A 12,557-nucleotide genomic window follows, 5' to 3' on the forward strand; every position below is an offset into this window, starting at 1 on the left:
GTTGATAGGCCGGATCTGGAAGCCCAGTAATGGGTGGAGGTGACCGGTACTAATAGGCCGAGGGCTTGTCCTCAGTTGCTCGCGTCCACTGTGTTAGTTCTGAGGCAACGACCGTTGCCGGCTTAGAGCTGAACACACAATTGAAGAGTGTGCTTGTTCGCTCGAAACCATTAGGGTTTCGGTGGTCATAGCGTGAGGGAAACGCCCGGTTACATTCCGAACCCGGAAGCTAAGCCTCACAGCGCCGATGGTACTGCAGGGGGGACCCTGTGGGAGAGTAGGACGCCGCCGAACAATCTTTGGAGGACCCCTGGTCCCAGCGTTCAGCTGGGACCAGGGGTCCTTTTGTTTTTACAATGCTTGCGGTACCGAAGACAGGAGTCACCATGTCCACCAACTCGCCCGACGACCGACCGGAGCGCGACCAGCGTCGACGGGACAGTGGTGACCGCGGTGACCGTGGCGGATACCGCGGCGACCGCGACCGCAACGACCGTGGAGACCGCGGCGGTTACGGCCGCCGTGACGACAGCCGCGGCGGTGACAGCCGTGGTGGTGGCGGTGGCTACGGCCGTCGCGACGACAACCGCGGTGGAGGCGGCGGTTACGGTCGCCGTGATGACAACCGTGGCGGCGGCGGTGGCGGCGGTTATGGCCGTCGCGACGACCGGCGTGACGACAACCGCGGCGGTGACAACCGTGGTGGTGGCGGTGGCTACGGTCGCCGTGATGACAACCGTGGTTCCCGTCCGGGCTACCAGCGTGACGACCGCGGTGGTGACCGGGGCGGTTACGGCGGCCGGCGTGACGATCGTGACCGTGGTCCTCGTCGTGATGACCGTGGTGAGCGTCCTCCGTTCCGTCGTGACGACCGCAGGGACGACCGGCGCGATGACCGCCGTGACGATCGCCGTGACGACCGTGGTGGTGACCGTGGTGGTGACCGTCCCGCTTACCGTCGTGACGACCGGGACGACCGTGGTGGCTACCGCCGCGACGACAACCGCGACAACCGCGGCGGTGACAACCGTGGTGGTGACAGCCGTGGTGGCGGCGGTGGCTACGGCCGTCGCGACGACAACCGTGGCTCCCGTCCGGGCTACCAGCGTGACGATCGTGACCGTGGTCCTCGTCGTGATGACCGTGGTGAGCGTCCTCCGTTCCGTCGTGATGACCGTGGTGAGCGTCCTCCGTTCCGTCGTGACGACCGCAGGGACGACCGGCGCGATGACCGCCGTGACGATCGCCGTGACGACCGTGGTGGTGACCGTCCCGCTTACCGTCGTGACGACCGGGACGACCGTGGTGGCTACCGCCGCGACGACAACCGCGACAACCGCGGCGGTGACAACCGTGGTGGTGACAGCCGTGGTGGCGGCGGTGGCTACGGCCGTCGCGACGACAACCGTGGCTCCCGTCCGGGCTACCAGCGTGACGACCGCGGTGGTGACCGGGGCGGTTACGGCGGCCGGCGCGACGACCGCGACCGAGGCCCCCGTCGTGACGACAACCGCGGTGGTGGCGGTGGCTACGGCCGCCGGGACGACAACCGGGGCGGCGGCTACCGTGGCCGCGACGACCGGCGGGACGACCGCGGCGGTTACCGCGACGACCGGCGTGGTGGCGGCTACCGCGGACGCGACGACCGGGAGCGCGACCGTGACCGTGAGCCGATCAAGCGGCTGCCGATCCCGGAGGACGTCACCGGCGACGAGATCGACAAGGACGTACGGCAGGAGCTCCAGAGCCTGCCCAAGACGCTCGCGGAGGACGTCGCCAAGAACCTGGTGATGGTCGCCCGGCTCATCGACGAGGACCCCGAGGGCGCCTACGGCTACTCCAAGGTGGCCCTGCGTCTGGCGTCCCGTGTCGCCGCCGTACGCGAGGCCGGCGGGTTCGCCGCGTACGCGAACCAGAAGTACGCCGAGGCGCTCGCCGAGTTCCGGGCCGCGCGGCGCATGACCGGCAGCGTGGAGCTGTGGCCGGTGATGGCCGACTGCGAGCGTGGGCTCGGTCGGCCGGAGAAGGCGCTGGACATGGCCGGTGCCCCCGAGGTGCACAAGCTCGACAAGGCCGGCCAGGTCGAGATGCGGCTCGTCGCCGCCGGTGCCCGCCGTGACATGGGCCAGCTCGACGCGGCGATCGTGACGCTCCAGAGCCCCGAGCTGGCCTCCAGCTCCGTCCAGCCGTGGACCGCGCGGCTGCGGTACGCGTACGCCGACGCCCTGCTGGCCGCCGGCCGTGCCGACCAGGCCCGTGAGTGGTTCGCGAAGGCCGTCGAGGCCGACCGGGACGGCAGCACTGACGCCTCCGACCGGCTGGCCGAGCTGGACGGCGTCGAGTTCGTCGACGCGCTCGACGAGGACGAGCCGGAGAAGGCCACCGCCGAGGCAGCCGTGGCCGAGCCCACGGACGAGGCCGAGGACGAGGACGACGAGCCGGAAGACGACGAAGACGACGAAGATGTCGAGGACGTCGAGGACGACGAGGCTGACGACGAGGCTGACGACGAGGTCGCCGGTGACCGTGTCGGCGCCGACGTTGATGCCGAAGCCGAAGCCGAAGCCGACGTCGAAGCCGATTCCAAGGGCGAGGCCGGTCCCGAGGCCGGCAAGAAGGACTGACGACTGACGTCGGTCAACGACAGAGGGCGGGCTCCACGCGGAGCCCGCCCTCTGTCGTTCTCGGGGTCTTTCCGAGAGGTGCCTCAGCCGTCCAGCGCCCGCAGCACCAGCCCCGACGCCGGCTTCGGGCCGAAGGACGTCGACTTGCGGGGCATGGTCACGCCCTGGCGGGCCAGGTCCCGGACGACGTCCTCGTGGACCGGGTGCAGCAGGACCGCCGTACCGCCGTCGCGCTCGGCCTTCGCGACGGTCGCCGCGGCGTCGTGGATGTACGCGATGTGCGCGGGCGAGTCCTCGGGGACGCGCCAGACGTGGTCGAGGAGCGCGGCGTGCAGGACCGTGGCGTCCAGGGTGCGCCAGACGGCCGGGCGGTCGGCGGGCACGGTGCGGTCCAGGAGGGCCGGGTCCGGGCGGTCGATGAGGTGGAACGCGCCGTCGCCGGCCAGCAGGAAGGCGTTCCCGGCGCGGGCCGCGTCCGCGAGCGCCTCCTGGGCCCGGGGCAGCGGCAGGTCGAGCCGGCGCACCCGGAAGTGGTCCTTCACGGCGGTCAGGGCGTCCCCCACCGGCAGGCCGTGCAGCAGACGGTGGATGGCGCGGACGCGCAGCGGGTAGCGGGCGGTGTCGACGAGCAGGACCAGACCGTAGTCCCAGGGGCTGGGGGAGGGGTGCTCCGCGCGTAGACACAGGTAGGTGGCCCAGCGGTGGTGGCCGTCGGCGATCAGGGCCTGGCGCTGGGCGAGGTCGGACTGGACGCGGGCCACCTCGGCGGGGTCGGTGACCGCCCAGATGCGGTGCCGGTAGCCGTCCTCCGTGGTGGTGGCCAGGAGCGGTGTCCGGTCGGCCGCCGCCTCGACGACCTCGGCGGCCCCTCCGTTGCCCCGGTAGGTCAGCAGCAGCGGTTCGAGGTTCGCGGAGGTGGCGCGCATCAGGGCCGCGCGGTCGGCGACGACCGGGGGCATGACCTCCTCGTGCGGAAGCACCACGCCCTCCGACGGCTCCGAGAGGCGCAGGGCGCCGATGACGCCGCGCTGGAGCATACTGTTGCCGTCGTGCTGCTCGTACACGTACAGGGCCGGCTCGGGATCCATGGTGAGGATGCCCTCGGCCTGCCAGCGGTGCAGGGTGTCGGCCGCCTGTTCGGTTCCGGCGCTGGTGGAGCCGGCCTGCGGAAGGATCAGCCGGACGATGTTGTACGGGTCGGCGGACTGGAGGTGGTGTACGCCGTCGGGGCGTACGACGACGTCGTACGGCGGTGAGGTGACGGCTGCGAGGCTGCCGACCCGGTCGGGGTCGTAGCGAAGGCCGCGGAACGGGGTGAGTTCCAGGCCTCGGCGCTCCGTTGCTTCCGAGTGACCTGCAGTGTTCATCCCGGCATCGTACGTGTGTCAGTGGCGTGCGGGATGATCGATGGAGAAAGGCCGGACAACGCGAGTCGACGAGGAGCGAGAGCGAATGAGCCAGAGCGTCAGGACTGGTCCAGAGGGCAGCGGACAGGCCCTGAGCGAGGCGTACGACACGGCACTGCTCGATCTGGACGGTGTGGTGTACGCGGGAGGCAGTGCCATCGCGCACGCCGTCGAGTCGCTGGCGGTGGCCCGCGCGGGCGGGATGCACCTGGCGTACGTCACCAACAACGCGCTGCGGACGCCGGACACGGTGGCCGGGCATCTCACCGAGCTGGGCATCCCCACGGGCGCCGACGACGTCATCACCTCGGCGCAGGCGGTGGCGCGGCTGATCAGCGAGCAGGTGCCGGCGGGCGCGCGGGTGCTGGTGATCGGCGGCGAGGGGCTGCGGGTCGCGCTGCGGGAGCGGGGGCTGGAGCCGGTCGAGTCGGCCGACGACGACCCGGCGGCCGTCGTACAGGGGTACGGCGGGCCGGATCTGACCTGGGGACGGTTCGCCGAGGCGTCGTACGCCGTCGCGCGCGGGGTGCCGTGGTTCGCGTCCAACACCGACCTGACGATCCCGAGCGGGCGCGGGATCGCGCCGGGCAACGGCGCGGCGGTGGAGGTCGTACGGATCGCGACGGGTGCCGAGCCGCAGGTGGCCGGCAAGCCGCTGCCGCCGATGCACAAGGAGACGATCCTGCGGACGGGCGCGCAGCGGCCGTTGGTGGTCGGGGACCGGCTGGACACCGACATCGAGGGCGCGTTCAACGGCGGGGTCGACTCGCTGCTCGTGCTGACCGGGGTGACCGACGGGCCGCAGCTGCTGGCCGCGCCGCCGCAGCACCGGCCGACGTACGTGGACGCGGATCTGCGCGGGCTGCTCACCGGGCAGCCCGAGGTCGCGGCGGACGGCGACGGGTTCCGGTGCGGTGGCTGGACGGCCGTGGCGGGCGCCGACCGGCTGGAGCTGGACGGGGACGGCGAGCCGCTCGACGGGCTGCGGGCGCTGTGCGCGGCGGCCTGGACGGCGGCCGGGGAGGGCTCCTGCGAGCTGGACGGGGGCAAGGCGCTGGCGCGGCTGGGGTTCTGAGCCCGGCTGTTCGCGGGGGACAGGGCATCGAGACCGAATGCGAGGGTAGGCTAACCTAACCACGTGTTGGTCGACAGTCCCCCAGAACAGCGCGCGGAGACCGCTCCCGCGCCCCCGAGCCGTCGGGCGATACGGGCCTTCGGGCTCCTCGTCTCCGTCGTGATCCTGATGCTCGTCGCTCTGGCGAGCATCGCCATCGGGGCGAAAGAACTGCCGCTGGACCAGGTGTGGCACGGCCTGTTCCACGACACGGGGACGTACGGCGACGTCGTCGTCGACGAGCGCTTGTCGCGGACCGCGCTGGGCCTGCTGGCCGGCGCGGCCCTCGGCCTGTCCGGGGCGGTGCTCCAGGCGCTCACCCGCAACCCGCTCGCCGACCCCGGGCTGCTCGGCATCAACGCGGGCGCGTCGGCCGCCGTCGTCACCGCGATCACCTTCTTCGGTGTCACCAGCCTCGACGGCTATGTGTGGTTCGCCTTCTTCGGGGCGGCCGCGGTGGGCGCGCTGGTGTGGTTCCTGGGCGGCAGCCGGGGCGCCACACCGGTGCGGCTCGCGCTCGCCGGTACGGCGATCAGCGCCGCGCTCTACGGCTACCTCCAGGCCGTGATGATCACGGACGACGCGGCGCTCAACAAGCTGCGGTTCTGGACGGTGGGTTCGCTGGCCTCGGCGAGCGACGCGACGATCGCGCAGGTGCTGCCGTTCATCGCGGCCGGCACCCTGCTCGCGCTCGGCCTCGCCCGGCCGCTGAACGCGGTGGCGATGGGCGACGACACCGCCCGCGCGCTGGGCGCCGACCTGGGCCGTACCCGGGCGCTGGCCATGCTGGCCGCCACCGTGCTGTGCGGCGCGGCCACCGCGGCCTGCGGCCCGATCGTCTTCGTCGGCCTGATGGTGCCGCACGTGGTGCGCTCCTTCACCGGCCCCGACCTGCGCTGGATCCTGCCGTACGCGACGGTTCTGTCGCCCGTGCTGCTGCTCGGCGCCGATGTCGTCGGCCGGATCGTGGCCCGCCCCTCGGAGCTCCAGGTCGGCATCGTCACCGCGATCATCGGCGGGCCGGTCTTCATTCTTCTGGTACGACGGCGGAGGACGGCCCAGCTGTGAGGAACACCCGTATCCTGCGCACCCCCGGCGGGCTCTCCCTGCGGGCGGACGTGCGCGCGCTGACCGTGGTGGGCGCGCTGCTGCTGGCCGCGTCCGCCGCGAGCGTCGTGCTGATCGGCACCGGCGACTTCCCGATCTCCTTCGGGGACGTGGTCAGGACGCTGTTCGGCGGCGGCACCGCCGGGCAGGACTTCGTCGTCAACGAGCTGCGGCTGCCGCGGGTCCTGGTCGGGCTGCTGGTCGGGGCCTCGCTGGGCCTCGGCGGCGCGCTGTTCCAGGCCATCTCCCGCAACCCGCTGGGCAGTCCGGACGTCCTGGGCCTCTCCCAGGGCGCCACGTCCGGCGCGCTCGTCGTGATCGTGCTGATGTCGGGCAGCGCCGCCCAGGTCACCCTCGGCGCCCTGGCCGGCGGCCTGGTGACCGGCCTCGCCATCTATCTGCTCGCCTGGAAGCGGGGCGTGCACGGCTACCGGCTGGTCCTGGTCGGCATCGGCGTCTCCGCGATCGTCACCGCGGTCAACGGCTACCTGCTCACCAAGGCCGACATCGTGGACGCGACCCGCGCGGTTGTGTGGATGACCGGCTCCCTCAACGGCCGGGACTGGAGCCAGGTCCGGCCGCTGCTCGCGCTGTGCGCCGTCCTCGTCCCGCTGGTCCTCGCCAACGCGCGCGGCCTGCGCATGATGGAGATGGGCGACGACGTGTCGTACGCCCTCGGGGTGCGGGTCGAGCGGGTGCGGCTGCTGTTGCTGGTGGCCGCCGTGCTGCTGACCGCGGCTGCCACCGCCGCCGCCGGACCCGTCAGCTTCGTGGCGCTCACCGCGCCCCAGCTCGCCCGCCGCCTCACCCGCTCGCCCGGCCCCAACCTGGTGGCCTCCCTGTGCATGGGCGCCACCCTGCTGGTCGCCGCCGACTGGGCCTCCCAGCGCGCCTTCGGCGCCGACCAGCTGCCGGTGGGCGTGGTCACCGGTGTCCTCGGCGGTGTCTACCTGCTGTGGCTTCTCGTCACCGAGCGCAAGGCGGGCCGGATATGAGCGCGACCCCCCAGCCGCACCGCGAGTCAGACAGCAAGAGGAGCACTGTGAACCGCCTGTCCGCCGAGAACGTCACCCTCGCCTACGACCAGCGGGTCATCGCCGAGCAGCTGTCGGTGGAGATCCCCGACAACTCGTTCACGGTGATCGTCGGTCCCAACGCCTGCGGCAAGTCGACGCTCCTGCGGGCGCTGTCCCGGATGCTCAGGCCCAGCGAGGGCCGGGTGCTGCTCGACGGGCAGGTCATCCAGTCGATGCCCGCGAAGAAGGTCGCCCGCACCCTCGGCCTGCTCCCGCAGTCGTCCGTCGCGCCCGACGGCATCACCGTCGGCGACCTGGTCGGCCGCGGCCGCTACCCGCACCAGGGCATCCTGCGCCAGTGGTCGGCGCAGGACGAGCGGGTGGTCCAGGAGTCGATGGCGCGGACCGGGGTCGCCGAACTCGCCGACCGGTACGTCGACGAACTCTCCGGCGGCCAGCGCCAGCGCGTCTGGATCGCGATGGCGCTCGCTCAGCAGACCCCGCTGCTGCTCCTCGACGAGCCGACCACCTATCTGGACATCCAGCACCAGATCGACGTCCTGGACCTGTGCGCCGAACTCCACGAGGAGCAGGGGCGGACGCTGGTGGCCGTGCTGCACGACCTCAACCACGCGGCCCGCTACGCCACCCACCTCGTCGCCCTGCGCGGCGGCGAGGTGATCGCCGAGGGCGCCCCCGCCGACATCGTCACCGCCGAGCTGGTCGAGAAGGTGTTCGGGCTGAGCTGCCAGGTCATCGACGACCCGGAGACGGGGACCCCGCTGGTGGTGCCGGCGGCCCGCAAGGCGCGGCTGCGGGCGGCCTCCTGAAGGCCCGCTAGAGCAGCTTCCTGAGCCGGAACAGGTCCAGCAGGTTCGCCTCCAGCTTCACCCGGCCCGAGCCCCAGGCCCCGGCGAAGTTCAGCTCGCCGTCCACCAGGGCCACCAGGTCGTCGCCGGCCATGGCCAGTCTGATCTGCGCCTTCTCCGGCGGTGGCCCGGGCAGGGTGTCCGTCACCTCGATCCGGCCGCCGGTGAGACGGCCGGCGAAGGTGACGTCCAGGTCGGTGATGTGACAGCTCACCGAGCGGTCCATCGCTGCGGCCGCGCGGACGTCCCCCTCGGCGCTGCCCATGGTGTGCGAGAGCTTGTCGAGTGCGGCGCGGCACTCCTCGATCGTGGCCATCGCGATCGACGGTACCCCAGCGGTTCGGGGTAGCGTCGGGGCATGACCGACTCTGTGCCCGGGGCCCCGGTGCCGGAGGCGGAGGAGAACACCGAGGTCGAACCCGAGTACGACCCGGCTGCCCCCGCCCCGCTCGCCGTCCCCCGCACCCCCACCGGCAACGCCGAGGTCGACGCCCGGCTCGACCGGCTGGGCGACGCCGACCACCTCGCCACCGACGGGCATCTGGAGGTGTACGAGGATGTACACGGGGGGCTGCGCGACGCGCTCACCGCGCTCGACGTCCGCCCCGGACCTCCGGCACCCGCACCGCCGTCGTACGGCGACCGGGCGCCGTCACCGTCGTACCACCAGAGCAGGAGCTGAACCCACCGTGGCAGGAGTCGCACGTCGCCGTCTGGACGCGGAGCTGGTCCGCCGGAAGCTGGCGCGCTCGCGCGAGCACGCCAGCCAGCTGATCGCCGCCGGGCGGGTCAGCGTCGGCAAGACCGTCGCGACCAAGCCGGCCACGCAGGTGGAGACCGCCGCGGCCATCGTCGTCCAGTCCGACGAGGGCGATCCCGAGTACGTCTCCCGGGGCGGCCACAAGCTCGCGGGCGCGCTGGCGGCCTTCGTGCCGCGGGGGCTGACGGTCCGGGGACGGCGGGCGCTGGACGCCGGGGCGTCCACGGGCGGGTTCACCGATGTGCTGCTGCGGGAGGGGGCCGCGCACGTCGTCGCGGTCGACGTCGGATACGGACAACTCGCCTGGTCTCTTCAGAGCGATGAACGCGTCACCGTCAAGGACCGTACGAACGTACGCGAGTTGACGCTTGAAGCGATCGATGGGGAGCCTGTGGATCTTGTCGTGGGTGATCTGTCCTTCATCCCGCTCGGGTTGGTGCTGCCGGCCCTGGCGCGGTGCGTGAAGCCGGACGCCGACCTGGTCATGATGGTCAAGCCGCAGTTCGAGGTGGGCAAGGAGCGACTGGGCAGCGGGGGAGTCGTACGGAGTCCGCAGCTGCGGGCGGAGGCCGTGCGGGGGGTTGCCGAGAGGGCGTGGGAGCTGGGACTCGGGGTGAACGGTGTCACCGCCAGTCCGCTGCCCGGGCCGTCCGGCAATGTCGAGTACTTTCTGTGGCTGCGGGCCGGGGCACCGGAACTGGACCCGGCCGATGTTGACCGTGCAGTGGCGGAGGGGCCGCGTTGACACAGAACCGAGGTCGTACTGTTTTCCTGCTCGCCCACACCGGGCGGCCCGCTGCGATCCGCAGCGCCGAACTGGTGGTCAAGGGGCTGCTGGCGGCCGGGGTCGGGGTGCGGGTGCTGGAGTACGAGGCGCACGACCTGCCACTGCCCGACGAGGTCGAACTCGTCGAGGAGGCCTCGCCGCACAGCCTCGACGGCTGCGAGCTGCTGATCGTGCTCGGCGGCGACGGCACGCTGCTGCGCGGCGCCGAGTTCGCGCGGGCGTCCGGGGTGCCGATGCTCGGCGTCAACCTGGGGAGCGTCGGGTTCCTCGCCGAGGCCGAGCGCGACGACCTCGACAAGGTCGTCGACCGGGTGGTGAGCAAGGCGTACGAGGTCGAGGAGCGGATGACCGTCGACGTCGTCGTGCACCGCAACGGGGACATCGTGCACACGGACTGGGCGCTGAACGAGGCGGCGGTGCAGAAGGCGGGCGCCGAGAAGCTGCTGGAAGTCGTGCTGGAGATCGACGGGCGGCCGGTGACGGGGTTCGGGTGCGACGGCATCGTGCTGTCGACGCCGACCGGGTCCACGGCGTACGCGTTCTCGGCCGGCGGGCCGGTGGTGTGGCCGGAGGTGGAGGCGCTGCTGATGGTGCCGATCTCCGCGCACGCGCTGTTCGCGAAGCCGCTGGTCACGTCGCCGGACTCGGTGCTCGCGGTGGAGGTGCTGCCGCACATCCAGCCCGGGGTGCTGTGGTGCGACGGGCGCCGGACCGTCGAGCTGCCGCCGGGGGCGCGGGTCGAGGTGCGGCGGGGAGCCGTGCCGGTGCGGCTGGCCCGGCTGCACCACGCGTCGTTCACGGACCGGCTGGTCGCGAAGTTCGCGCTGCCGGTCTCCGGGTGGCGGGGGGCGCCGCACTAGCGGTGCGTGGGGGCCGGCCGCGGTGCGTCGGCGGCTGCGGTGCGTGGGGGGCCGCTCGGGCGGTTCCCCGCGCCCCCGTGGGGCGCAGCTCCACTCGGGTGGGTGACAGGGTGCCTCGCGCTTCGCCCGCCCCACCTCGTAAGGTCTTCCCCGTGCTGGAAGAAATGCGGATACGGTCGCTCGGGGTCATCGACGACGCCGTCGTCGAGTTGTCGCCGGGGTTCACCGCCGTCACCGGTGAGACCGGTGCGGGCAAGACCATGGTGGTCACCAGCCTGGGGCTGCTGCTCGGCGGGCGGGCTGATCCCGCGCTCGTGCGGATCGGCGCCGAGAAGGCGGTCGTCGAGGGGCGGCTCACCGTCCCCGAGGGCGCCTCGGCGGGCGTACGGGCCGAGGAGGCCGGTGCCGAACTGGACGACGGGGCGCTGCTGATCAGCCGTACCGTTTCCGCCGAGGGGCGCTCCCGGGCGCACCTGGGCGGGCGGAGCGTGCCCGTCGGGCTGCTCGCCGAACTCGCCGACGACCTGGTGGCCGTGCACGGGCAGACCGACCAGCAGGGGCTGCTGAAGCTGTCCCGGCAGCGGCAGGCCCTCGACCGGTACGCGGGCGACGGGGTGGCCGTACCGCTCGACAAGTACGGCGAGGCCTACCGGCGGCTGCGGGCCGTCGCGGTCGAGCTGGAGGAGATCGTCACCCGCGCGCGTGAACGGGCCCAGGAGGCCGACCTGCTGCGCTACGGGCTCGACGAGATCGCGGGTGTGGAGCCGAGGGCCGGCGAGGACGTCGAACTCGCCGAGGAGGCCGAGCGGCTCGGGCACGCCGAGGCGCTGTCGTCGGCCGCGACCGCCGCGCACTCCGCGCTCGCCGGCAACCCCGAGGACCCCGAGGGCATCGACGCGGCCACCCTGGTCGCGGGCGCCCACCGGGCCCTGGAGACCGTCCGGTCGCACGACCCGGCGCTGGCCGCGCTCGCCGACCGGATCGGCGAGGTCGGCATCCTGCTGGGCGACGTGGCGGGCGAACTGGCCGGGTACGCCGACGACCTGGACGCCGATCCGCTGCGGCTGGCGGCCGTGGAGGAGCGGCGCGCCGCGCTCACCGCGCTCACCCGCAAGTACGGCGAGGACATCGGCGCCGTGCTGGCCTGGGCCGAGCAGAGCGCCGTCCGGCTGACCCAGCTCGACGGCGACGACGAGCGGATCGAGGAGCTGACCGCCGAGCGGGACGCCCTCCGCGCGGAACTGGGCGGACTCGCCCAGGCGTTGACGGACGCGCGCGCCGAGGCCGCCGAGCGGTTCGCGGCCGCCGTCACCGCGGAGCTGGGCTCCCTGGCGATGCCGCACGCGCGCGTGTCCTTCGCGATCCGGCAGACCGAGGACCCGGAGGGCGTGGAGGTCGGCGGCCGGGCGGTGGCGTACGGGCCGTCCGGTGCCGACGAGGTCGAGCTGCTGCTGGCGCCGCACCCCGGTGCCCCGCCGCGGCCGATCGCCAAGGGTGCGTCGGGCGGTGAGCTGTCCCGCGTGATGCTGGCCGTGGAGGTCGTCTTCGCGGGCACCGACCCGGTCCCGACCTACCTCTTCGACGAGGTCGACGCGGGCGTGGGCGGCAAGGCGGCGGTGGAGATCGGCCGACGCCTCGCGAAGCTCGCCAGGTCGGCCCAGGTGGTGGTGGTCACCCACCTTCCGCAGGTCGCCGCCTTCGCCGACCGGCAGCTGCTGGTGGAGAAGACCAACGACGGCACGGTGACACGGTCGGGCGTGAAGGTCCTGGAGGGCGAGGAGAGGGTCCGCGAGCTGTCGCGGATGCTGGCAGGACAGGAGGACTCGGAGACGGCGCGGGCACACGCGGAGGAGCTGCTGGCGGCGGCCCGGGCCGACGGCTGACGGCGGGGGCCCGGCGCCCGTCCGGGGAGATTCATCACCCTCACGAGTGACATGCTCCGGCGCATGCCCCGCCCCGCCCCGGTATGCCCCACCCCGGAGCCGCACACCGTGCCCCTCGGCCCGATACCTTC

Annotated in this window: 12 protein-coding genes and 1 rRNA gene; 11 read left to right on the forward strand and 2 right to left on the reverse strand. The window is 72.8% G+C overall.

Annotation, left to right across the window (positions count from 1 at the left end; translation table 11 throughout):
* Positions 1-177 precede the first annotated feature (177 nt).
* The 3 genes from rrf to ACZ619_RS10625 all read left to right on the forward strand — a co-directional run bounded on the left by rrf (position 178) and on the right by ACZ619_RS10625 (position 2,624).
* Positions 178-294, forward strand: a 5S ribosomal RNA gene (rrf, locus tag ACZ619_RS10615).
* A gap of 150 nt (positions 295-444) precedes the next feature.
* Positions 445-1,791, forward strand: a complete 1,347-nt coding sequence (locus ACZ619_RS10620) for a hypothetical protein (RefSeq protein ID WP_469597532.1) — start codon at positions 445-447, stop codon at positions 1,789-1,791.
* Positions 1,683-2,624 carry a tetratricopeptide repeat protein gene (locus tag ACZ619_RS10625; protein WP_469597492.1) on the forward strand — a complete coding sequence of 314 codons (942 nt, stop codon included), beginning with the start codon at positions 1,683-1,685 and terminating at the stop codon, positions 2,622-2,624. Before ACZ619_RS10620 ends, ACZ619_RS10625 begins: the two co-directional genes overlap by 109 nt.
* 83 nt (positions 2,625-2,707) lie before the next feature.
* Here the strand turns inward: ACZ619_RS10625 and ACZ619_RS10630 are convergent, their stop codons facing one another.
* The gene (locus tag ACZ619_RS10630) at positions 2,708-3,991 is read right to left on the reverse strand and encodes a DUF1015 family protein (RefSeq protein WP_469596780.1); all 1,284 of its coding nucleotides are present in this window, start codon (positions 3,989-3,991) and stop codon (positions 2,708-2,710) included.
* 85 nt (positions 3,992-4,076) lie between these two features.
* Between ACZ619_RS10630 and ACZ619_RS10635 the strand changes: the two genes are divergently transcribed.
* From ACZ619_RS10635 to ACZ619_RS10650, 4 genes are all read left to right on the forward strand, one after another.
* The gene (locus ACZ619_RS10635; RefSeq protein WP_469596782.1) at positions 4,077-5,105 is read left to right on the forward strand and encodes an HAD-IIA family hydrolase; all 1,029 of its coding nucleotides are present in this window, start codon (positions 4,077-4,079) and stop codon (positions 5,103-5,105) included.
* 63 nt (positions 5,106-5,168) lie between these two features.
* Positions 5,169-6,212, forward strand: a complete 1,044-nt coding sequence (locus tag ACZ619_RS10640; protein WP_469596785.1) for a FecCD family ABC transporter permease — start codon at positions 5,169-5,171, stop codon at positions 6,210-6,212.
* On the forward strand, positions 6,209-7,246 hold the full coding sequence (locus ACZ619_RS10645; RefSeq protein WP_469596787.1) for a FecCD family ABC transporter permease: 1,038 nt from the start codon (positions 6,209-6,211) through the stop codon (positions 7,244-7,246). The genes ACZ619_RS10640 and ACZ619_RS10645 overlap by 4 nt, the downstream gene beginning before the upstream one ends.
* Positions 7,243-8,097 (forward strand): ABC transporter ATP-binding protein, encoded by an 855-nt coding sequence (locus ACZ619_RS10650; protein ID WP_469596789.1) that lies wholly within the window; start codon positions 7,243-7,245, stop codon positions 8,095-8,097. Before ACZ619_RS10645 ends, ACZ619_RS10650 begins: the two co-directional genes overlap by 4 nt.
* 7 nt (positions 8,098-8,104) lie before the next feature.
* Here the strand turns inward: ACZ619_RS10650 and ACZ619_RS10655 are convergent, their stop codons facing one another.
* Positions 8,105-8,452, reverse strand: coding sequence for an SCP2 sterol-binding domain-containing protein (locus tag ACZ619_RS10655; RefSeq protein ID WP_469596791.1), 348 nt, complete (start codon positions 8,450-8,452; stop codon positions 8,105-8,107).
* Between the two features lie 42 nt (positions 8,453-8,494).
* Between ACZ619_RS10655 and ACZ619_RS10660 the strand changes: the two genes are divergently transcribed.
* The 4 genes from ACZ619_RS10660 (at position 8,495) to recN (ending at position 12,426) form a co-directional block, all read left to right on the forward strand.
* Positions 8,495-8,818 carry a hypothetical protein gene (locus ACZ619_RS10660; RefSeq protein ID WP_469596794.1) on the forward strand — a complete coding sequence of 108 codons (324 nt, stop codon included), beginning with the start codon at positions 8,495-8,497 and terminating at the stop codon, positions 8,816-8,818.
* 7 nt (positions 8,819-8,825) lie between these two features.
* Positions 8,826-9,641 (forward strand): TlyA family RNA methyltransferase, encoded by an 816-nt coding sequence (locus ACZ619_RS10665; RefSeq protein ID WP_469596796.1) that lies wholly within the window; start codon positions 8,826-8,828, stop codon positions 9,639-9,641.
* Positions 9,638-10,543, forward strand: coding sequence for an NAD kinase (locus ACZ619_RS10670; RefSeq protein ID WP_469596798.1), 906 nt, complete (start codon positions 9,638-9,640; stop codon positions 10,541-10,543). The genes ACZ619_RS10665 and ACZ619_RS10670 overlap by 4 nt, the downstream gene beginning before the upstream one ends.
* A gap of 164 nt (positions 10,544-10,707) precedes the next feature.
* The gene (gene recN, locus ACZ619_RS10675) at positions 10,708-12,426 is read left to right on the forward strand and encodes a DNA repair protein RecN (protein WP_469597495.1); all 1,719 of its coding nucleotides are present in this window, start codon (positions 10,708-10,710) and stop codon (positions 12,424-12,426) included.
* Positions 12,427-12,557 lie beyond the last annotated feature (131 nt).

It is taken from the genome of Streptomyces sp. NPDC104367, from assembly GCF_055583825.1.

Bases quoted from the DNA above. Each gene is read 5' to 3' on its own strand.
- ACZ619_RS10650 (WP_469596789.1), top strand. From the start codon at position 7,243: ATGAGCGCGACCCCCCAGCCGCACCGCGAGTCAGACAGCAAGAGGAGC.
- recN (WP_469597495.1), top strand. From the start codon at position 10,708: ATGCGGATACGGTCGCTCGGGGTCATCGACGACGCCGTCGTCGAGTTG.
- ACZ619_RS10635 (WP_469596782.1), top strand. From the start codon at position 4,077: ATGAGCCAGAGCGTCAGGACTGGTCCAGAGGGCAGCGGACAGGCCCTG.
- ACZ619_RS10630 (WP_469596780.1), bottom strand. From the start codon at position 3,991: ATGAACACTGCAGGTCACTCGGAAGCAACGGAGCGCCGAGGCCTGGAA.
- ACZ619_RS10655 (WP_469596791.1), bottom strand. From the start codon at position 8,452: ATGGCCACGATCGAGGAGTGCCGCGCCGCACTCGACAAGCTCTCGCAC.
- ACZ619_RS10660 (WP_469596794.1), top strand. From the start codon at position 8,495: ATGACCGACTCTGTGCCCGGGGCCCCGGTGCCGGAGGCGGAGGAGAAC.